This is a genomic window from Flavobacterium odoriferum, assembly GCF_025499515.1.
Classification (GTDB): domain Bacteria; phylum Bacteroidota; class Bacteroidia; order Flavobacteriales; family Flavobacteriaceae; genus Flavobacterium; species Flavobacterium odoriferum.
Window position 1 is genome coordinate 55,520 of the sequence record NZ_JAMKFA010000002.1, and the last position, 21,315, is coordinate 76,834.

At 31.8% G+C, this 21,315-nt stretch carries 15 protein-coding genes, 1 tRNA gene and 1 pseudogene; 11 read left to right on the top strand and 6 right to left on the bottom strand.

The genetic code is table 11. The features are described 5' to 3' along the window. Positions 1-6 precede the first annotated feature (6 nt). Together M9Q43_RS02830 and M9Q43_RS02835 are read left to right on the top strand one after the other, a co-directional pair. Positions 7-1,272 (top strand): Y-family DNA polymerase, encoded by a 1,266-nt coding sequence (locus M9Q43_RS02830; RefSeq protein WP_262317469.1) that lies wholly within the window; start codon positions 7-9, stop codon positions 1,270-1,272. Further along, positions 1,263-1,700: a LexA family protein gene (locus tag M9Q43_RS02835; protein WP_262317470.1), complete on the top strand. Its 438-nt coding sequence runs from the start codon at positions 1,263-1,265 to the stop codon at positions 1,698-1,700. The genes M9Q43_RS02830 and M9Q43_RS02835 overlap by 10 nt, the downstream gene beginning before the upstream one ends. A gap of 51 nt (positions 1,701-1,751) precedes the next feature. Here the strand turns inward: M9Q43_RS02835 and M9Q43_RS02840 are convergent, their stop codons facing one another. The 3 genes and pseudogenes from M9Q43_RS02840 to M9Q43_RS02850 all read right to left on the bottom strand — a co-directional run bounded on the left by M9Q43_RS02840 (position 1,752) and on the right by M9Q43_RS02850 (position 8,098). Then, positions 1,752-5,978: a T9SS sorting signal type C domain-containing protein gene (locus M9Q43_RS02840; protein ID WP_262317471.1), complete on the bottom strand. Its 4,227-nt coding sequence runs from the start codon at positions 5,976-5,978 to the stop codon at positions 1,752-1,754. A gap of 471 nt (positions 5,979-6,449) precedes the next feature. Continuing rightward, entirely contained in the window at positions 6,450-7,883 is a 1,434-nt protein-coding gene (locus M9Q43_RS02845; RefSeq protein WP_316044622.1) for an alpha-amylase family glycosyl hydrolase, read from the bottom strand. Positions 7,884-7,889: 6 nt separating this feature from the next. After that, positions 7,890-8,098, bottom strand: a pseudogene (locus M9Q43_RS02850) (cyclomaltodextrinase C-terminal domain-containing protein). Between the two features lie 189 nt (positions 8,099-8,287). Between M9Q43_RS02850 and M9Q43_RS02860 the strand changes: the two are divergent. Genes M9Q43_RS02860 through M9Q43_RS02870 form a run of 3 tightly spaced genes read left to right on the top strand, consistent with a single transcriptional unit; the run spans position 8,288 to position 9,490 of the window. Beyond that, positions 8,288-9,016, top strand: a complete 729-nt coding sequence (locus tag M9Q43_RS02860; RefSeq protein WP_262317473.1) for a hypothetical protein — start codon at positions 8,288-8,290, stop codon at positions 9,014-9,016. After that, positions 9,009-9,197, top strand: a complete 189-nt coding sequence (locus M9Q43_RS02865) for a hypothetical protein (protein WP_262317474.1) — start codon at positions 9,009-9,011, stop codon at positions 9,195-9,197. Before M9Q43_RS02860 ends, M9Q43_RS02865 begins: the two co-directional genes overlap by 8 nt. Positions 9,198-9,211: 14 nt before the next feature. After that, entirely contained in the window at positions 9,212-9,490 is a 279-nt protein-coding gene (locus M9Q43_RS02870; protein ID WP_262317475.1) for a helix-turn-helix domain-containing protein, read from the top strand. A 278-nt stretch (positions 9,491-9,768) separates the two neighbouring features. Here M9Q43_RS02870 and M9Q43_RS02875 read toward each other — a convergent pair. After that, a tRNA-Leu gene (locus M9Q43_RS02875) sits at positions 9,769-9,850 on the bottom strand. A gap of 387 nt (positions 9,851-10,237) precedes the next feature. Between M9Q43_RS02875 and M9Q43_RS02880 the strand changes: the two genes are divergently transcribed. The 6 genes from M9Q43_RS02880 (at position 10,238) to M9Q43_RS02910 (ending at position 18,362) form a co-directional block, all read left to right on the top strand. Then, positions 10,238-14,515, top strand: coding sequence for a T9SS sorting signal type C domain-containing protein (locus M9Q43_RS02880; RefSeq protein ID WP_262317476.1), 4,278 nt, complete (start codon positions 10,238-10,240; stop codon positions 14,513-14,515). Positions 14,516-14,620: 105 nt separating this feature from the next. Further along, the gene (locus M9Q43_RS02885) at positions 14,621-16,009 is read left to right on the top strand and encodes a dipeptidase (RefSeq protein ID WP_262317477.1); all 1,389 of its coding nucleotides are present in this window, start codon (positions 14,621-14,623) and stop codon (positions 16,007-16,009) included. A gap of 688 nt (positions 16,010-16,697) precedes the next feature. Continuing rightward, the gene (locus M9Q43_RS02895) at positions 16,698-17,456 is read left to right on the top strand and encodes a hypothetical protein (protein ID WP_262317479.1); all 759 of its coding nucleotides are present in this window, start codon (positions 16,698-16,700) and stop codon (positions 17,454-17,456) included. Positions 17,457-17,488: 32 nt separating this feature from the next. After that, positions 17,489-17,881 (top strand): DUF5675 family protein, encoded by a 393-nt coding sequence (locus M9Q43_RS02900; RefSeq protein WP_262317480.1) that lies wholly within the window; start codon positions 17,489-17,491, stop codon positions 17,879-17,881. A 30-nt stretch (positions 17,882-17,911) separates the two neighbouring features. After that, positions 17,912-18,196: a hypothetical protein gene (locus M9Q43_RS02905; protein WP_073580276.1), complete on the top strand. Its 285-nt coding sequence runs from the start codon at positions 17,912-17,914 to the stop codon at positions 18,194-18,196. Further along, positions 18,189-18,362 carry a hypothetical protein gene (locus tag M9Q43_RS02910; protein WP_262317481.1) on the top strand — a complete coding sequence of 58 codons (174 nt, stop codon included), beginning with the start codon at positions 18,189-18,191 and terminating at the stop codon, positions 18,360-18,362. Before M9Q43_RS02905 ends, M9Q43_RS02910 begins: the two co-directional genes overlap by 8 nt. Before the next feature lie 131 nt (positions 18,363-18,493). Here the strand turns inward: M9Q43_RS02910 and M9Q43_RS02915 are convergent, their stop codons facing one another. Continuing rightward, positions 18,494-20,893, bottom strand: a complete 2,400-nt coding sequence (locus tag M9Q43_RS02915; RefSeq protein WP_262317482.1) for an NACHT domain-containing protein — start codon at positions 20,891-20,893, stop codon at positions 18,494-18,496. 169 nt (positions 20,894-21,062) lie between these two features. After that, positions 21,063-21,315, bottom strand: a 253-nt coding sequence (locus M9Q43_RS02920; protein WP_408611241.1) for a DUF6943 family protein, incomplete at its 5' end; no start/stop codon positions are given.

Genomic DNA, 21,315 nt, shown 5'->3' on the forward strand with positions numbered 1-21,315 from the left:
TACAAGATGTATGCTTTAGTCGATTGTAATAATTTCTACGTTTCTTGCGAACGTGTTTTTCAGCCTCAATATAATGGAAAACCTGTTGTGGTTTTGTCCAATAATGATGGCTGTATTATTTCGCGAAGTTATGAAGCTAAAGAAATTGGAATTCCCATGGGTGCACCCGAGTTTAAAGTTAGGGATGCAATTAAACAACATGACATAAAGGTATTTTCTTCCAATTATGCGTTGTATGGCGATTTGAGTCAGCGTGTTATGAAAATTCTCGAAAAATTTTGCCCAAGTGTTGAGGTGTATAGTATTGATGAGGCTTTTTTGAATTTTGATGGAATGAACATTTCCGACTATCATCAATATGGATTAGATGTCCAAAAAAAATTGATGAAATGGCTAAGTATTCCCACAGGAATAGGATTTGCACCTACTAAAGCATTAGCAAAATTAGCAAATAGAATTGCTAAAAAATTTCCAGAACGCACTAATGGGGTTTACGTTATTGATACAGAAGATAAGCGAATTAAAGCTTTAAAATGGACTAAAATTGAGGATGTTTGGGGAATTGGCTATCGATTAACTAAAAAAATGCAATCGCAACAAATTCTAACAGCTTATGATTTTACATTGCCACACAACGAAGCTTTTATAAAAAAAGAAATGGGCGTTGTAGGTTTACGTTTAAAATATGAATTAGAAGGGAAGTCGGTCTTAAGTTTAGAAGAGCCAAAAACCAAGAAAAATATCGCTATTACACGAAGTTTTGAAAAGGATATTACTTCTTACAGCGAATTAAAAGAGCGCGTTTCTACGTTTGCTTCTGTTTGTGCCGAAAAACTCAGAAAACAAAATTCATGTTGTTATGGAGTAGTTTTATTTCTTAAAAAAGACAAGTTTAAAGCCAATGGCGAGCGGTATAATTTCTATAAAATGGCAATGCTACCTTTTCCAAGTAATACTTCTTTTTCAATTAGTAATTTAGCTTTAAAAATGTTATCCGAATTATACAAAGAAGGTGATTCGTATAAAAAAGCAGGTGTAATTGTTACCGAAATTATTCCTGCCAATCAAAGGCAGTTTCATTTATTTGATGATGAAAACCCGAAATTTCAAAAAATTATGGAAGTAATAGATAAGCAACATGCTAAAATTGGAGAACGAAAAATTCGATTAGGAAATCAAGATTTACAACGCACATGGAAGATGAAACAATACCATTTGTCAAACAAATATACCACTAATTTTAAAGAAATACTCGAAATAAAATGTCATTAAATTCAACGCTAACTTTTTTTATTCCCGATGATACTCATTCGGAAGGACAACAGTTTATAACAAGTGGAATTAAAGCAGGTTTTCCATCTCCAGCGGCAGATTTTGAAGAAAATAAAATAAGTTTAGATGGCATATTAGTTAAAAATAAAGAAACCACTTTTTATGCCAAAGCAAGCGGAAACTCTATGACAGGAGCAGGAATCGACGATGGTGATATTTTAGTAATCGATAGGAGTGTAGAGCCTAAAAACAATAAAGTTGCAGTTTGTTTAATTGACGGAGAATTTACGGTAAAAAGAATAAAGCAAGAAGAAGAATTGTTATTCCTAATGCCCGAAAATTCGCTTTACAAGCCCATTAAGATTGAGGAACACAATGATTTTATTATTTGGGGAATTGTGACTTATGTGATAAAAAAAATGGAATAAAAAAAGCCCAATCAAATAATGATTGGGCTTTTCGTTTATCTTAATTCATTTCTAAAACACCACTTTTTTAGTGGCTGATTGACCATTTGTTAGTGTTGTTTTTACGAGTAACGCTTGGTTTGATTGTGTTAGTTTGGCTACTACAAACTCTTTTTCGTTTACTTTTTCATTGTGGTATAATTTTCTACCTAAAACATCAAAAACAATAATTTCTTTGATGTTTTCTGAGGCTGAAATTACAATTCCATTTTGGTTTGAATACACCACAATTCCGTTTTCGTTTACAAAATCTTCATTGGTTAGGGTGTTTTTATAAACCACTTCAAATCGATCTGTGAATGTTCCGTCTTGTGATGAGAACGAATATGGTGTTTGTTTTACATTGTGAATGCTATTGTTATATTTATCTTTGATAAACACATCTTGTGAAGTAAATAACCCATCAACGTTTTCAATCGAAATCGAATAAGTTCCTGGTGTTACTACTTTTAATCCTAACGGAACCACATCTGCATCTGTAAATGGCAAACTTCTTCCTTGAATTACATATTTATCATCATTTACAACATTGAATAGTGTTGGTTTTGTATCATCTAATACTTTCCCATCAATCATATTATCAAAACCATTGGTTGCACCTTGCATGTAACCTAACAGCATTTGATTATAAGATGTATTTGCATCATTCAAGTTGAACCAAATTCTGTGTTTTTCTGCTGAAACAGTTGTGTTAGCTTGATTTGAAGTTCTAAAGAATTGTGTTGAAGTTGATGCATTTACACGTTGTGCATTGTTAAAATCAACAACATCTGCAGCGCTAGCTTGTACATAAAATCCTTGTCCTGTTTGAATTGTTCCATTTGGAATTGCACCACTTCCAAAAGCAGCTGTTCCTCCTAATGTTGTATAAGCTGCATAGTTGTTTTGAGGATAAACACCCGCACTTGCAGCAGTGGTATTTGTCCAAAAGTATAATGTTCCAATACTTGTGTTATCTGCCAAGAAAGTGTCTGCATCAATTGGTGAAGCATATGGATTTCCTAACAAGTTATATCCTGTTCCAATACTTTGATTCACGATTCCGTTTGTAGGAACTCCCATAAACTGACCATTGTATGATGAAGCCACTGTTGATGACCATGTATTATCAACACGAATCATGTATCCTTTACCTGCCAAGAAATTAGTGGTTGGTGTAACCGATTGATAAGCTGTTGGCGTTGTAGTTCCAGTATAAAGATATTGGTAAAAACGTGTAGCAACAGTATTTGGTGAAAAGGCAAGTAATTGTTGACTAATTACAGGAGATGACCAAGCGGTGTAATCTTGGCGAATCATTGGTTGTGAATTTCTTCTCACAATAATGTTTCCTGTGTTTACTGCAGCATTGTCTATTTGGCGTAAAGCCGCATTATTATTAATGGTTAAACTTCCGCCTGTGTTTACAGTAACGTTTCCGTTAACAATTAAAGTGTGTCCTGCATTGAAAACAACATTGGCACCATTGTTTATAGTTACAGAACAAGCATCTAAATTAGCTGTTGAAGAGTAATTTCCCGTAATCGTAACTGCACTAACTTTTGAAGGAACTCCATTACTCCATGAGGAACCATTCCAGATAGTAGAAATGTCGCCACAGTTTATTCCTGTTTTAGGACCTACCGCATAACCTCCATTAAGTGGACTTGTGAAATTAGCTTCAAAAACAACATTACTTCCAAAAGCTGAAATTGTTGCAGGGAATTCTTCTATCGCAAATGTGGTATAATTAGTACTATTTACATTATCAATAATATTTGATTGAACTTTTATTATTTGTAATTCTGAACGAGATTTTCCTGTTGCAGATTCCCAAGCAGCAACTTCTGCTTCAGTAAAATATAATCTTACATTATAATTATGAGAAGCAGGAACATTTGCGGCTGTAATATTATATGTTTTTGATAAAATAGCGTTAGAGACATTAGTATCTATAAATGCTTTTGTAGGATTACCGACAGAAGTTTGACTTCTATTTACTTCAATTGTTGAACAACCATAATTAGAAGAAGTGTTGTTTATAATTCCAGCGATAATATTTCCATTTAAATCATCATATCCGTAAAAACTACCATTAGAATTTAACAAAGCTTCATATCTTGTTGGTGTATTAACCTCGGTTTGAACAAGAGTGTTTTTTACGACTTCAATTTTTACCGTGTCTAACAATAATAATCCTACGTTTGCTGTTGTGGATGTATTATTGTGTCTAAAAACTAAATATCCTGTTTGCCCCATTAAATTAGGAGTTGTCATTAAATTATAAGTACGTAATTGTGTTGTATTTTCATTAATAACAAGGTTAGCTTGAACTAAAGTTCCAGCAAGAATAGCGGCTTCATTAGCAATACTTGTTGTGAAATAAACACTAAAATTTCCAGCATTTCTTGTAGCGGCAGTATTGTCATATGCTCCAACAATGTAAGAAAGGTTGATAGATGTAGCTGAAGTTGGAAATGTAATTTGAGGACTAATAATATAATTATTTACTGGATTGGCAGTACCAGTTCCTCCTAAGTAAGTTAATCGTTTTTCAGAAAATGCAACGGTTCCTGTTAAGGTATTTGGAGTAGTACCAAAACCATCTAATCCAGTAACTAAATCCCAAACTCTTCCATCGCCATCAACATCAAAAGTTGACCAACCTGAGGCATCTTCAAAATCTTCATCTAAAATGTTGTAAGTTTGAGTTAATGTTGGAATTGAATCATCATTTAATATTTTTAGAGTAAATATATTTCCATTTGGATTGATAACAGCATCTCCACCATTTGGATTTACAACGAAAGATATTACTAAATCTTCGTCTAATTCAACTAAACCATCGTGTAACACTCTTATCACTAAGTTTTGATCTGCTGTTGAACCTGATGGGAAAGTAATTATAGGAGTCATAATTTGTACATCAGCGGCATTTGCGGTTGAGGTTCCGTCAACTGCAAATGTAACAGTAGCATTTGCTGAGGGTGCTTTATCAATATCTAAAACTATTGTGAACTCTGTAAATCCGCCACAATCACTTCCTTCGTTGATTTCGTTTACTGGTCTAAATTCACAATCTTGTCTTTTGAATTGTATGAAAGGAGTTAAAACAGAAGACGTACAAACAGTTGAAACTAATAAATCATCTCTTCTTGGAGAGTTCATTAAAACCGCTAACATTCTATCTTTTTGATCTTGGGTAAAAATATTCATACATGTATCATCTGTATAATCCATATAATTTTGTACCTGATCATTAAAATCTACTGGAGTATCTGTACAACTATTTGTTGTGGGACAACCAAAATTTGCAGCATCTGATAATGGTGTATCATCACAAAAATCATCTACTCCACAGCCTCCATCTCCCCAGATGTGGCGCAAACCAAACATGTGGCCAACTTCATGCGTCATTGTTCTTCCTTTGTCATAAGGTGGATTAAATGCGCCTGTTGCGTAAGAACTTGAGCCCCACGTGTCATAGGAACACACTACACCGTCTGTTGATGCTCCACTTCCTGAATCGTCAAAACAATCGCCTGTTGGCATACCAGCGAGTCCTGAGCCAGTTGGAAATTGCGCATAGCCTAAAATACCAGCTAAATCACCTCCAAAGTTAAATGTCCACATATTCAGATATTTGGTAGGATCCCATATTGTAGCTGCTTTTGCTGCTTCTACTGCTGCAGAATCAAATGACGCAGCTCCAAGATTATGTCTTACAATTCCATTTGTAGGATTACCATTTGGATCAATTTGTGCTAAGCAAAATTGTATATCTGTATCAACTCCAGCTCCATCACCAGGAGTGCCAGCTAGTTTACCGAAATCTTCATTAAAAACTTGAATTTGTGACAAAGCTTGTGCAAGTGAAATATTTTCACCTGTACCAACTGCATCTCCATTATGAATAATATGAACTACAACTGGAATTACAATAGTTGTTGGTAAAGCTCTTTGATTTCTTTTGTTCTTTATTTCTGCAACTTTAGGTGCCAGCCATTTTTCAAATTCTTCATCACTCGGAGCTAGTTTGCTGTTTTGAAGACTTTTATTATGTTCTGTTGTTGCACATCTAATAACTCCGCTTGGTTGAAATGTTCTAACATTATCTAATTGTTTTGAAAAATCTTGTATAGCATCGTTTTTTCTTAAAATTTTACTCTTATTATCAGATGCTATTTTCTTAACTTCTTGACTAAAAGACTTTGTTGCGAAAAGTACTAAACAAAATAGTAGTAAGTAATTTCTTTTCATAATTATAAATTTGGGGTTTATGAAAAGCAAACATAATAAGTTTTTTTTAAAAAATTAATTTATCTAATTTTTAAATTCTTAAATTTTTTTTCTTTGTTTATATTTATGCAACTAAATTTGATTATTTGATAAATTTATATTGTTTCTTCATAATCAAAAAACCACATGTTTTTTGTCTTATTAAGTTGAATATATCAACCTCACTTCAATCATTTAATTTTAAATAAAAAAATCTAATTAGTAATGCATATATAATTTTGACTTTTTATCTATTTTTCTGATAATACACTTATAGAAGCCCAAAATTTGTATTAATTGAATACTTTCCTGATAAACCATATTCATGTAATTGATTCTGAAACAAATGAATTAGGCTAAATAATAAAATAATTTAAGCTTTACTACTTTCAAATGCAAAAATTGCTAAAAAGAGTGATTTTTTCATAGCATTAAGTTTTAAAAATTAGCCCATTAATTTGTTAAAATATAATATTGCCATGGTAAAACAGAATACACCTGATTGCTATTTATGCCCATTGATTTTCCGGCCATATAGTTTGTGAAATTCCCGTTAAGATCGATTTTTACATTAACTGATTCCGCTGATAGATTGGCAATGTAGTATACTTTTTTTCCGTTTTTCTCTCGTTTAAAAGCCAAAACATTTTCATTATCTGTTTTGATTCTGGTGTAGCTAGCTTTTGATTTTCCTCCGTTTAAAGCAATATTTCCCGATTTTAGTTTTCCTAATTTTGCTCTTAATTCCCAAGCAACACCTTTGCTTTTTGGAATAGAGTCTTTCTCAAAAAATTTCAAACTATAATCTAATCCATACTCGTTACCACTATATATCAGAGGCATTCCTGGCATTACATATGAAAGTGCTGTTATAGCTTCTTCAGCTCTTCCTAATCGGCTTTTTGTGGTTCCGTTCCAAGAATTTTCATCATGATTATCCACAAAATTCATTAAAATATCATTTGATTCATAATCTTTGTTGATTTTCTCAATGTAGGCATCCCAATTTTTAACGGTTTCTTTCCCTTGTGCAATTTTATTCATTGTATGGTGCGCTTCCCATCCATAAGCCATATCAAACAGGCCATCTTTTAATAATTCAGGCTCCCATGCTTCGGCCAACATGAAAATATTTTTTTCTTTTCGCAATTGTGGAATAGTTTGTTGCCAAAAATCTAATGGCACATTGCTTGCAACATCACAACGAAATCCATCAATGTTTTCATTCTTAATCCAATGCAACATGTCGGCTGCCATTTCCTTACGTAATCCTTGATTGTCATAATTTAAATCCGCAACGTCTGACCAGCCCCAAGATTTTCCAGTTTCTGGATTGATTGGATCGATTATTTCGCCTTTTGCATTTTGCGTATAATATTCTGGATGCTGTTTAATCCAAGTGTGATCCCAACCTGTAAGATTTGGCACCCAATCTAAAATAACATACATTCCATTGTCATGAGCTGTTTTTACCAAATTTCTAAAATCTTCAATTGTTCCAAACTCCGGATTTACTTTTTTGAAATCGGAAACAGCGTAGTAACTTCCTAAGTATTTGTGTTGTTCTGCGGCGGGCATATCAGAAGCAAATTTACTATCATCGCCACCTGTTGCTTTTCTTTTTGTTTGCGAAATCGGAAAAATTGGCATTACCCAAATGATTTTTACACCTAATTCTTTTAGTTGAGGGATGTCTTTTGTAAATGCATTAAAAGTTCCTTCTGGTGAATATTGTCTTATGTTTACTTCATAAATAACCGCATTTTCTTCTACGTCTGATGAAAATTTAGCGATTTCTTTTGGTGTTTCTGTTGCTGATGATTTATTTTCATTTTTACATCCCATAAGGATTATCGCAACTAATGTAATGGCAATTTTTTTAATCATAATTTCTTATTTTAATTCTAAAATCATTGACTTTTTACCTTCAATCGATAATTCATTTTTCAAATCGATTGTTTTATCTGAAATAATATCGGTTCCAAAATTAAATACTTTTATCTTTTCTTGAAAACGTTCTAAGTTGAATTTTTGTGTATTGGAAGCATTATTAATTATTACCATAACTGTTTCTTTTTATTATAACGGAAATAAACATACACATTGTTTTCAGGAATATAATGCGTTAATTTTCCGGTATGAATGAATATGTAATAATCGATATTAATTTTAAAAAGAGCATCTTCAAACAAAACAAAATTAAGGCAAAAACTTTTTTTATTAAAAATAAATACATGCTATACGTGTATTTATTGTTTTTTTATTATCTTTGTATCAAATAATTTAAAGTTATGCTTTTTAAAGAAATTAATTCTAATCCAAAAAGACATCATGTATCGTTAAATGCAGTAATTGAAAAATTCAAGTTTTCAAGGGAAGCTGTAATTTTAATACTTCGTCATGCTGGTTTTGAAATCTTAGATAGTCCAAATTCCTATCTTAATGAAAACCACTTAGAGATATTATCGCAAAGTTATATTGAGTCTTTTAAAAGTCACTTTAATAGTGTTTCCAAGAATTTCTATTCTTACAGTAAAAAAGAACAAGAAGAATATAAATTATTTTACTCCAAATTTTTACAGCAAAATTTTTGGTCAAATATTCAATCAACTGAAAAATTAATTAATTCTAAGTTAAACGGAAATAAAATCAAAGACTATTTTTATTCAAAAATCAAAGAAATTGAAGTAGCTGAAATAATTGAACAATTTGATTATATTTTCAAAGACATTGATTCATATAATTCCTTTGGCTATTATTCTGCAGAAGAAAGCGATACGAATTTTGATTCGATAATTAAAAATATAGGTTATAGATTAAAACTGAAAGTAAAAAGAAAGTTAACACTTTCAAAAGAAATTTTTAGTACAATTCTGATAAATTCTCATTATCATATTTTTACCGATGAAGAAGAACACAATGGTGAAGCAATATCAAAAAACAGCTTCTCCATTGTAAAATACACCAATAGAGAAGCTTTAAAAATTATTCATTTTTTAAAGTTAATCAGTTATGGATAAATACAAACAACTTATTGATAATATAGAACAAAGCAATCTATCTGATGAAGATAAAGACTTATTAATAAATAAATTAAAATCAAAAGATTTAGATTTAAATGATTTTTTAAAATCAATATTCTCTATTTTGAATCTTAGTAAAGAATTATTGAAATTATTTGATTTAGATATTGGAGATTAAAAACAAGTAGAAAAATGGACATAGGTACAGCAATTAAAACAATAAGAAAAGAAAAGGGGATTAGTCAAAAAAAATTAGCCGAAATGGTGGGCATTTCAGTAAATTCTTTATGTCAAATCGAAATTAACGCTTCTTTTCCTCAAAAAAGTACAATTAGTAAAATTTGTGACTCTTTAAATATTCCTGTATCATATTTACTATTTTTCTCAATAAGTGAGGAGGATATTCCCGATGAAAAAAAGGCTGTATTCAAATCTTTAAATACTGCTATAAAAACTATACTTATTGATTAGACTCAAGAGCCACATGACTCTTTTTTTTATTTTATAAACAATATAAAGAAAACGAGAAACCACCTCCATTCTTAGGGCTGGCTATGTAGTTTTTTTAGGGTACACCCCCTACTAAAATATTAACTTAGAAATTATCTATATAAAAATAACGAGCATAAAATTAAACATTATACATAATAAAAAATATTATTTCATATAAACTTGGTCGATGTTGGGGGTCGATTAAAAAACAAAAGTCCTCAACTATTTGATAGTTAAGGGCTTTAAAGTATTTGTTGTGCGGGTAAAAGGACTCGAACCTTCACACCTTGCGGCACCAGATCCTAAGTCTGGCGTGTCTACCAATTTCACCATACCCGCGATAATTGGAGTGCAAATATATAAAATCATCTGTTAACTTTCAAATAATTAATAAATTTTTTATTTTCTATATTTTATATAGTTATTAATCGTAAAAAAAAGATTTATCAAAGAAATATAACAAATCCTTTCAAAGGAATTATTTATTTTGTTTTTCATGTTTTCTGTAAGTTTATATTAAAAACACAATAGAAAATGTGTTAAGAATGAATTATTAACTATAGGTATTTTTCTCGAAAAGTAATGCTTGAAACTATCAAAACGAGATCGTCATTAAGTTTTTTAGAAATATTTTTATAAAAAATCAATAAATCTTCATAAATTTTTACAAAACAAATATTAATTTAAGACTTTTTAATATATTTGGTGTCCCAAATTTACCGAATTATGAAAAAAAAGTTACTTAGAATAAGCCTTGTCTTATCTGCTTCACTAATTTCATGTTATTTTTTAGTTTCTAAACTTGAAAATAAAGAAGTTAATAATATTAAAAAAAACAATGTTACTATTCAACCTGAAGAAAACAATGTTAAAATAGACGATATAAAAGTTGAACATGAAGAATCAACCAATCAATTTATAAAAAAATCAACTCAACTTGTTTCAATTGAATCAGAAAATGGAGCACAAGTTTTAAGTAAATACTCAAAAAAGGAACTCGATTCAATTGAGAAGATAAGAGAAAAATATCATAAATTAGTAAATTATCATCCTTTAAGAGCAAAAATGCGATTACCCAAAGCTAAGCGAAAAGCGATGGGATTACCTCCAAACGCATTTAATGAGCAGGAATGGCTTTATAACGCCAATCCAAATCTAGGTTATCCAACACCTGAAGTTACGCTTAATTTACAAAAAGAACTAAATCAGCAAATAGAAACAGGACGTGTTCCAGGTGATGGAATGGACAATCAATGGGTTGAAAGAGGGCCTAATAATGTTGGAGGAAGAACAAGAGTCGTTATGTTTGCACCGGGGAGTGTTACTAAAGTCTTTGCTGGTGCTGTAAGTGGTGGTTTATGGGTAAATAACGATATAACAAGTTCAGCATCATCTTGGAATCAAGTTTCTGGAGTGCCAAGCAATATGGCTGTAACCTGTATAACTGTAGATCCTCTAAATGCAAACACAATGTATATTGGAACTGGAGAAGTCTATACTTGGGGAGCAGTTAATGGTAATGGTGTTTATAAATCTATTGATGGTGGTGTAACTTGGAAACTTATTTTTACTGGCTCATCAACAGTTGTTGGAGATATGTTGGCATACATACAAGATATTGTTGCTTGGGTAAATCCATCAACAGGTTTAACAGAAGTCTATTTTGGTGCGGATGCTATGGCATATACTGAAGAAGTAACTTCTGGTTCAGGAGGTGCGGGATGGTCTTACTTGGGTGTTAATACAGTTGGATTATGGAAAAGTACAGATGGGATTAATTTTACAAGACAAACTAATGTAGCTTTACAAAGTTCGGCTGGTGTTTATTGTGCGCCCGAGAGTTTTACAGTAACCGCAAACGGTGATTTGTATATGGGAACAAAATATTCATATGCAACTGGTGCTGGAGGTGGAAGAATTTACAGATGTACAAACGGAACCAACTGGTCTTTGGTAAGAACGTTAGCTTCTGCGGATGGAAGAGTACGACTAGTTTCATCTAAACAAACTAACGGAAGAATGTTTGCACTTTGCGAAAATGCAACTTCTGGACTACCCGTAATTAGGAGATCTACAGATAATTTTGCAACAGTTGACACTAATGTTCCCTTACCAACAAGTTCAGGAAATCAACCGCCAGCAGCAAATGATTTTTGTAGAGGACAAGCTTTTTATGATTTAATGATTGGTATGAATCCTGCGAATGATAGTGAGGTTTTTGTTGGTGGAATAGAGATTTTTAGAACCACAACTGCTTTTTCTGGGACCACAACTGGAATGTGGACTCAATATACCGATTGGACATTGAATCCAACCGCAAATGGCAGTACAGCAACTCAAAGAGATGGAGTGCACTCAGATCATCATTGTATGGCATTTGCACCTGGTCAAGAATCAAGAGTGGTTTTTGGAAATGATGGTGGAGTATATTATTCAAATAACTCTGGAAATAGTATTGGAGTTCGAAATAATAATTACAATGTTACACAAATATATAAAGCAGATATAAATTCAACAACTTTATCAAATGACAGATTAATAGGTGGATTACAAGATAATGGTTCTCAATATGTAGCAAGTGCAAATGCAGGCACAAGTGCAACAACAGATTTGTTTGGAGGTGATGGTTGTTGGGAATTCATTGAAGATACTGATGCCTATGTTATTGCATCTTATGTTTATAATGTTTATTCAAGATATAATATTACTGGAGTCTGGTCTTATGATATTTCTGGTAATCAAAATGATGGAGATTTTGTTAACCAATGTGGTTTAGATAGTGCAAATGATAGATTGTACGCTAATGGAACTAATGGGGCAACTTTTAGAATTTATAAATATGATTTAGGAGCTTCAAGTGCAACCGCAAGAACACTTACAAATGCATTATTAAATGATATCCCCACTTTCTTTAAACCAATGCCAACAACCACAACAGGAGTTTTAGTTGGTTTAGCAAATGGAAGGTTGTTAAAAATACTTAATGCAGCGAATGCAACAAGCAATACAGGAACAGTTTGGTCAAATATTGCCGATGCTTCATGGACTGGTGCTATCTCAGATGTTAGATTCGGAAATACAGAAAATGATATTTTTGTAACTTTTCATAATTATGGTGTGCCAAGCGTTTGGTATTCTTCAAATGGAGGAACTTCTTGGCAAAATAAAGAAGGAAATCTTCCAAATATTCCTGTTAAATGTATTTTACAAAATCCAAATGCAACTAACGAAGTAATAATTGGAACTGAATTAGGGGTTTGGTATACAGTAAATTTCAATGTTGCTTCGCCAACTTGGAGAAGAGCAAATAACGGAATGAAAGATGTGAAAGTTTTAAATTTTGAATACAGAGCATCGGATAGAACAATTGTTGCAGGAACTTTTGGAAGAGGAATTTGGACAGGGAAATTCTGGCAGTGTGGTGATTTAACAACTACTTGGAATGGTTCTTCATGGTCAAATGGTGTTCCAACTAAACAAACTGCAGTAACTTTTGCAGGAAATTATTCTTCTACAACAAGTTTAGATGCTTGTTCGGTTATAGTTAATTCAGGTGCTAACGTAATGTTTAATTCAGGACACACATTAAGAGTTGGAGAAAATGTAACGGTTTTAGGAACGGGCTCATTAAGTATTGAAAATGGAGCCGCTTTAGTTCAATACACAAAACATGCTGTAAATTCAGGAAATGTTATCGTAAAAAGAAATTCAGCACCAATGATTCGTCAAGATTATACGGCTTGGTCTTCGCCTGTTTCTGGTCAAAATTTATTAGCATTTTCACCAAATACAATTGTAACTCGATTCTATGAATATTTATTTACAGGAACAACTACACCAACTGCTTATCAATCAGTTGTGCCGTCAACAAATAGTTTTGCTACGGCAAAAGGGTATATGATTAGAGTTGCTAATACTTGGTCAAGTGTAACACCGGCTGCTTTTAACGGACAATTTACTGGAGTTCCAAATAATGGAACATTAACTTATGCCGTTGGACAAGGATATAATTTATTAGGAAATCCTTATGCATCACCAATTAGCGCTTATAGATTTTTAATTCAAAATCCAAAAGTTGAAACATTGTATTATTGGACACATACAGTTCCTGCAAGTGGAGGAACGTATCCACAAAATAACTATGCATCATATACTACTTTGGGAGGAACAGCTTCTGCAGCAGGAGGTGCAATTCCTAACGATAAAATTCAAGTTGGGCAAGGATTTTTTATTCAAGCAAGTAATGCACATACAGTTACTTTTGAAAATGAATTGCGTGTAGATGCAAATACAACATCTCAATTCTTCAGAAACAATGAAACTGTTGTTGAAAATTCTGATAAACATAGAATTTGGTTAAATCTTAATGATAGTTCCGAAAAATATAATCAAATTTTAGTGGGTTATATGCCAAATGGAACCAATGGTTTTGATAGATTAATAGATGGAAAAGCATTAGATACTTCTAAAACGATTTTATATAGTTTAATGGACGGAAATCAGGAATATGTCATTCAAGGAAAAGGAAATTTCTCAGAAGATGATGTTGTAAAGTTAGGGTTAAAAGTTTTAATGCCAAGTAATTTTGAAATTAGTATTGAGCAATTTGATGGATTATTTACGAATCAAGAGATTTACTTAAAAGATAATTACACAAATGCTATTCATAATTTAAAAAATAGTGCTTATTATTTTCTTTCTCAGGCAGGAACTTTCAATGATAGATTTGAATTGATTTATAAAAAACCATCGCGTCAAGATGAACTAATTGACGAAAATTTAGTTTTAATCTATCCAACAAATGGAATTATAAAAATTAATTCTTCGGTTGAAAAAATTAATTCAATTACCGTTTATGATATTCTTGGAAAAGAAGTTTTTACAAAGACAAACATCAATAGTAATGAGTTCAATATATCAGATATAATCACACAAAATCAATCTTTAATTGTGAAATTAACATTGGTAAACGGCAATCAGATTACTAAAAAGATAGTGTTCTAAAGAGTCATTTCTTTACAAAAAAAGCCCAATCAAATTATGATTGGGCTTTTTTATTTGATAAAATCTAAACATTTTTTGTATTTTTGAAATTATTCAACAAACACAATGGAAAATATAAAACAATACGTTCAAGCCAATAAAGAACGTTTTATTAATGAGTTAATCGAATTATTAAAAATACCTTCAGTGAGTGCAGATAGTGCTTATGCGCATGATGTGGTTTCAACCGCTGAAGCTGTAAAAGCAAGTTTGGAAAAAGCTGGTTGCGATTTTGTAGAATTGTGCGAAACACCAGGATATCCAATCGTTTATGGTGAAAAAATAATCGATAAAAATCTACCAACTGTTCTAGTGTACGGGCATTATGATGTGCAACCACCAGATCCAATGGAATTATGGACTTCACCACCTTTTGAACCTGTAATCAAAACCACAGAAATTCATCCAGAAGGAGCAATTTTTGCGCGTGGAGCTTGTGACGATAAAGGACAAATGTACATGCATGTAAAAGCATTTGAATACATGATTCAAAACAATTGCTTGCCGTGTAACGTTAAATTCATGATTGAAGGAGAAGAAGAAGTGGGTTCAAAAAGTTTAGGTTGGTTTGTAGAGCGCAATCAAGAAAAACTTGCAAACGACGTAATTTTGATTTCTGATACAGGAATGATTTCAAATCAACAGCCTTCAATTACAACGGGTCTTCGCGGATTAAGCTATGTAGAAGTTGAGGTAACTGGTCCTAATCGTGATTTACATTCAGGATTATATGGTGGTGCAGTTGCCAATCCAATTAATGTGTTGACCAAAATGATTGCTTCGCTTCACGATGAAAATAATCACATTACCATTCCAGGTTTTTACGATAAAGTAGAAGAACTTTCAACAGAAGAAAGAGCTGAAATGGCAAAAGCGCCTTTTTCATTAGAAAACTATAAAAAAGCATTAGATATCGAAGATATTTATGGCGAAACAGGTTATGTAACCAACGAACGTAATTCTATTCGTCCAACATTAGACGTTAACGGAATTTGGGGTGGATACACAGGTGAAGGAGCTAAAACAGTTATTGCAAGCAAAGCTTTCGCAAAAATTTCTATGCGTTTAGTACCAAATCAGGATTGGGAAGAAATTACAGAATTGTTTAAAAAGCATTTTGAAAATATTGCCCCTAAATCGGTTAAAGTTGTAGTAAAACCACATCATGGTGGGCAAGGTTATGTTACACCAATTGATAGTGTGGGTTATAGAGCTGCTAATAAAGCCTATACAGAAACATTTGGAGTGCCAGCAATTCCTGTTCGTTCAGGTGGAAGTATTCCAATTGTAGCTTTGTTTGAAAAGGAATTAAAGTCAAAAACAATTTTAATGGGCTTTGGTTTGGATAGCGATGCTATTCATTCACCAAATGAACATTTCGGAATATTTAATTACTTAAAAGGCATTGAAACAATTCCGTTATTCTATAAATATTTTGTAGAAATGAATAAATAAAAAAATCCCGATAGTAAAACTATCGGGATTTTTTATAAGTAAAGCACTCATTTATGAGATGCTGAGTACCCGGAGTGGGAATCGAACAAACCCCAACATCCTCTTTATTTTCGGGTGTTTCAAATTCTAAAATTTGAATGGTCACCGAATTAGTCCCCTTAAATATGATTTCAATTATATTGAAATAGCATACACAAATATAAGCAATTAATATCAATTTACCCAATAATATAAGGTTCAACTTGTTCAAATTTTAAGCCTGTATATTCACAAAACTCCTTAATACTTACTAAGCTCTTTTTAGGCTTATTGAGTGACTTTCTTATGTCGTTCAATAGTCTTGAACTTTGACGATTACTTCTTCCTGTTATGAGCTGTATATCTTTTGGATATATGCATGCTCTTTTTAATGGTCGATTCATACTTTAACCTAGCTTTTGAGTTGGCTTTGAGATAGCTTAAAATTACTTAATTCTTGTTTCGGTTTTACGCCGATTGGAGATTTTACTTTAGAGTGAAAAAGGAAATATTTAGAAAAAAGTGTTGACTATGGACATTTTGGACATGGTGGTGTTTTTTGATTGGTTTTGTGTAAGAAATTTGCAGTGTAATTATTTCAGAAAGTGTTGCAACCGAGTTTTGAATGATTTATGAAAGTGAATGAATGTTGAATTAAAATTTTGATGTTATGGCTAGACAGAAAGGCATAATTAAGTTAAAAGGTACTATCGGGGATATTACTTTTTACAAAACGCAGGATGGGCATTTAGCTCGTGAGAAAGGTGGAATTGAGGCAAGTAGAATTGCTAGTGACCCTGCGTTTCAAAGAACGCGTGAGAACGGTTCTGAATTTGGTAGAGCTGGAAAAGCAGGTAAGCTTTTAAGAACGGCTTTACGCCCATTGTTGTTAAATTCTGCTGATGGTAGAATGGTGAGTCGTTTGACGCAACAAATGGTTAAGGTTATCCAAATGGATGCTGTGAGTGAGAGAGGATTACGTAATGTAATTGATGGGGAAATTGAATTGGTTCTAGGCTTCGAATTTAATATTCGTGGAAAATTAGGAACTTCTTTGTTTGCTCCTTTCACAACGAATATTGATCGTGCAGCTGGGACTTTAGCGGTGGCTATTCCTTCGTTTGTTCCTGCGAATATGATTGCGGCTCCTAGTGGAACTACTCACTTTAAAGTGATTTCTGGTGGAGCTGCGATTGACTTTACTGGAGAATCGTATGAAGTGGCTACTTCTGAAACTGCTATTTTGCCTTGGGATGCTACGGCTACGGCTGTAATTAACTTGAGTAATGCGGTGACTGCGAATTCTACTCACCCACTTGTTTTGGCTCTTGGTGTGGAGTTTTACCAACAAATTAATGGGCAAATGTATCCATTGAAAAATGGCGCTTTTAACCCGTTATCGATTGTGGCGGTTGACGGAGGCGTTTAATAGTGGTCAGTGATCAGTTTTTAGTGGTCAGTATGATACTGTTTTTGACAAGAACATATTTCCCTGACGGAACGAATGGAAAATTGGAATGTGAAGGTAAATTGATTTGTTATACAATCGAATTGCCGTGGAAACGAAATGAACGTGGGATTTCCTGTATTCCGGAAGGGAAATATTTTATTAGAAAGCGATATAGCGCGAAATACAAATGGCATTTGGAATTGGTGGATGTGCCGAACAGAACGTATATTTTGATACATCCTGCCAATAATGCGCAAAAGGAATTGCGTGGCTGTATTGCTCCTGTTACGAAACTTTCTGGACCTGGATTAGGTTTACTATCTAGAAAAGCTTTTACGAAGTTGAAAGACTTAGTTTATAAAGCTTTGGATAACAAAGAAAGTGTGGAATTGATTGTACAATAGATCCTTTGCAGGATTATAAAAAGAAAGATTATGAATGTAGTAGAACGTGCTAAGGCACCCACTCCGAAATTTTTTAAGGTGTTACGCACCATTGGATTAGCCTTATTAGCAGTAAGTGGAAGCATTGTAGCTGCTCCAGTAGCTTTACCTGCTGTTGTTGTTACCGTTGCGGGTTATGCTGCCGTTGCAGGTGGTGTTTTATCGGCAGTGAGCCAGATTACGGTTGATGACACCCTTCGACAAGCTCAGGATGACACCCGAGGTAACAAAAAAGATGAGGTAAAGCCCGAAACCGACGTTGGAGGGAATGGATAATTCATTAACTTTGAGGGCAGGAACTTTTGGAGGATTTGCATTGAGTGTTATACCTAATTTAACCTCAGCAGATGTCGTAAAAACAATAGTTTTAGCCTTTATTGGAGCAGTCGTTAGTTTTGGTGTTACGGTGCTTTTAAAACGCCTAACCTCGAAAAAGAAATAAGCTCAGTTTTGATTGGTAACCTTTACTGAGTATGAGAAAGCCTGAATGTAAATTCAGGCTTTTTAGTATTTTCTTAAATTATCATTACTAAATAAATGATTCTAAGTGAAAAAGATTTTATATCAAATAAATCATTTCCCTAGTAATTTAACTTTTTCCAATATATTATTATTTAGTATATGCTGAATTAAAAATTTATTTTTATTCATTTTTCTTTTAATTCGAACGAATTTTTTATCGTCTATTTTTTTCTTCATATTTAAAAAATTAATATCAACATATAAAATTCGATTCCAAACTACATCATCACCAATTAATTCTTCAAATTTTCCAAATGACTCTGGTTTATTTTGATGAAAAGCTAAAAAATAAGAAATATTATATAACGTTATATGATTTAAATTGCTTTCGTGTAATTCTAACAAATTTTCAAAAAAATCAAGTGTTTCTTTGGTTGCTACATGCTTAGAGCCAAATGAAGCTTCAAAAATAGATTTACTTTGATTTAAAATATTAACAAACGGAACGTTATTAAGTGGTGATAAAGGATTTTTTGTTTCTTCTACTAAAGCGTTAAACATTTGATCATATTCATAAATCATTTTTTTTACAATGGATGTTCTACTACTAATTGAAACTGCATGACTAGCCTGTAAACATTTTGAATGCTGACTAATATAAATCAATTTCTGAAATGACCCTAATGGAATTACTTTTTTTAAAATATCATTATGTATTTTAAAACTCTTAGGTTTTTTTCCACAATAGAAAACTAAAGCATTACTCCACCAACTATTAAAAAAATTATCAATCAAGATTGTATCATCATCATCTTCAATGCAAAGACTGGCAAAATACTCTTGAAAATAATGATTGAAAAACATAAAAACATCATTGTTATTATCAAAATAAAAAACTCCATTCTTTGATTTTAGATGTATAATAAAGCTCTCAATATCATTTAATTCATCGTAATTAAAATCTTTTCTTAAATTTTCAAGGAATAATTTTAATTCATTACATGTTATAGAATTAAGACCATTTAAATGTAAATGATAAGCTATAAAAGCAATTATATTCTTTGTCTGTTCATATTTGTAAAGTTGCGTAACACCTTTTGAAACATCCCAGCGATCTAAATAAACATCTGTAAATTTATTATACAATTCAAAAATATTTGCAGGTAACTCTTTTAAATCGATTTTATCATCTCTGTATAAAATAGCCATTAATGTTAAAGCAAGAGGAGTTCTTTGAATAGTTGTATCAAGAAGAGAATTTTGTATAGCCTTCAAAAAATTAGTAGCTTTTTGCTCATTATCTGGAATGATTTTTTTTACTAATTTAAATGCTTGGTTAAAATTAAAAGGTAATAGTTCTGTTTCTTCAAATAATGATAGCAAACTACGTGTTTTTATAAAATCTATATTTCGTATGGCGATAACAACTTGCAAATTATCCAAATACTTTGAATCTATGAATTCTTCTATTTTTTTTAAAATTTCAACCTTTGTTTCTTCATTATTTATAAAATCTATAGAATCAAAAAGTAAAATTTTCTTCCCAAATTCATTTGAATCAAATAATTCTCCATCTGTAAGATTAGTATACTGTTCATTTATTAAATCAATAATATTAAAGTTAGCTGACTTAAAATTTTGTAAATCAAAATAAAAAACTGCTATAGGTTTTACACTATTTGTTGATAAAGCTTTTATACCTATTCTCTTAAGGAATAATGTTTTACCAGAAGTAGGAATACCATGTATAATGAAATTTTTATTCGAATTAATAATTTCATTTGAACCTTCAATATCTTCTTCAATATATTTTTCCTTTTCATTATCAAATGTTACATAGTCATTTATTTTTCTTAATTCTCTAGAATATGTTGTTTGAACATTAATAAATATTTCATTTATATCATCAATCTTTAAATCATAAATATTACTTGAACTACTTATGTCAGATAAAGATTTAGTTTGTCCTTTTACAAATTTATTTAAGCTAGGCTCAAGATTATCAAGAAAAGAATCTTTTGAATATGTTGAAATTTCTCTTTCTAAATCTTGATAATCCCATATTTTAATGTGTTCTAAAACCATTGGATGAATATAATCTGAAATTACTTTTGTTGCATTAGACGAAACACTTCCATTGATTATAATAAATAACCCCGCAATATTTTTTTCTCCACCATCTAGTCCAGTATGTTTAATTTTTAAAGCTAATTCAATTTGGTCTCCAATTTCATGACCACGCAAAAAATCGTTTTGAGTAGCATTTTTATTTTTTACTATTGCTGCATACCATTTTTCTTCTCCAAAACTTTCACTTGGTTTTGAGAAAACTAAATCTTTACCAAATTCTTTTGTTCCATGAGTTATTTTAACATTTTCAAAATTTTTATTTCTAAAGAGTTGTTTTAAGTCTTCAAATAATTCAGGTTCATTACATTCTTTTTGAATGTACTCTAATTTTTGTTTTACTGATTTAAAAACTTTGTTTCTTGTAATATTTTTTTTGGACATTTTTTACTTACTTTTTAGATTAGAATTTTATGCAATCAATAAATATAATAATTTAAACTTTTCAAAGTCAATTTCTATAAATTCATCTTTTCAAATATAAAAACATTATTCCAATTTGTCTATCTAACTTAAATAAAAAAAGCCTAGACAAATTAGTCCAGGCTTCCTTTTATTTATTTCTATACCTCATCATAATAGCGTTTTTGAGTTCGTTGATGAGGTGGATGTTTTTATTGAAATGGTTTTCCTGCTCTTGCAACAGCTTAAGTGCTTGTACATTTTTTTTGTGCAGCTCGTGTTCACGCATTAATCGGGTGGCTTTTGGATTGAATTCTTTTTTGAATTCATAGAGAGATAAGAACGGAATAACCGAACCGCGAAGAAAAGGCATCCAGAATTTGGATTTCCATAGGCTCATGGCT

Coding starts and splice junctions, on each gene's coding strand:
- M9Q43_RS02830 (WP_262317469.1), top strand. CDS start 7: ATGTATGCTTTAGTCGATTGTAATAATTTCTACGTTTCTTGCGAACGT.
- M9Q43_RS02835 (WP_262317470.1), top strand. CDS start 1,263: ATGTCATTAAATTCAACGCTAACTTTTTTTATTCCCGATGATACTCAT.
- M9Q43_RS02840 (WP_262317471.1), bottom strand. CDS start 5,978: ATGAAAAGAAATTACTTACTACTATTTTGTTTAGTACTTTTCGCAACA.
- M9Q43_RS02845 (WP_316044622.1), bottom strand. CDS start 7,883: ATGATTAAAAAAATTGCCATTACATTAGTTGCGATAATCCTTATGGGA.
- M9Q43_RS02860 (WP_262317473.1), top strand. CDS start 8,288: ATGCTTTTTAAAGAAATTAATTCTAATCCAAAAAGACATCATGTATCG.
- M9Q43_RS02865 (WP_262317474.1), top strand. CDS start 9,009: ATGGATAAATACAAACAACTTATTGATAATATAGAACAAAGCAATCTA.
- M9Q43_RS02870 (WP_262317475.1), top strand. CDS start 9,212: ATGGACATAGGTACAGCAATTAAAACAATAAGAAAAGAAAAGGGGATT.
- M9Q43_RS02880 (WP_262317476.1), top strand. CDS start 10,238: ATGAAAAAAAAGTTACTTAGAATAAGCCTTGTCTTATCTGCTTCACTA.
- M9Q43_RS02885 (WP_262317477.1), top strand. CDS start 14,621: ATGGAAAATATAAAACAATACGTTCAAGCCAATAAAGAACGTTTTATT.
- M9Q43_RS02895 (WP_262317479.1), top strand. CDS start 16,698: ATGGCTAGACAGAAAGGCATAATTAAGTTAAAAGGTACTATCGGGGAT.
- M9Q43_RS02900 (WP_262317480.1), top strand. CDS start 17,489: ATGATACTGTTTTTGACAAGAACATATTTCCCTGACGGAACGAATGGA.
- M9Q43_RS02905 (WP_073580276.1), top strand. CDS start 17,912: ATGAATGTAGTAGAACGTGCTAAGGCACCCACTCCGAAATTTTTTAAG.
- M9Q43_RS02910 (WP_262317481.1), top strand. CDS start 18,189: ATGGATAATTCATTAACTTTGAGGGCAGGAACTTTTGGAGGATTTGCA.
- M9Q43_RS02915 (WP_262317482.1), bottom strand. CDS start 20,893: ATGTCCAAAAAAAATATTACAAGAAACAAAGTTTTTAAATCAGTAAAA.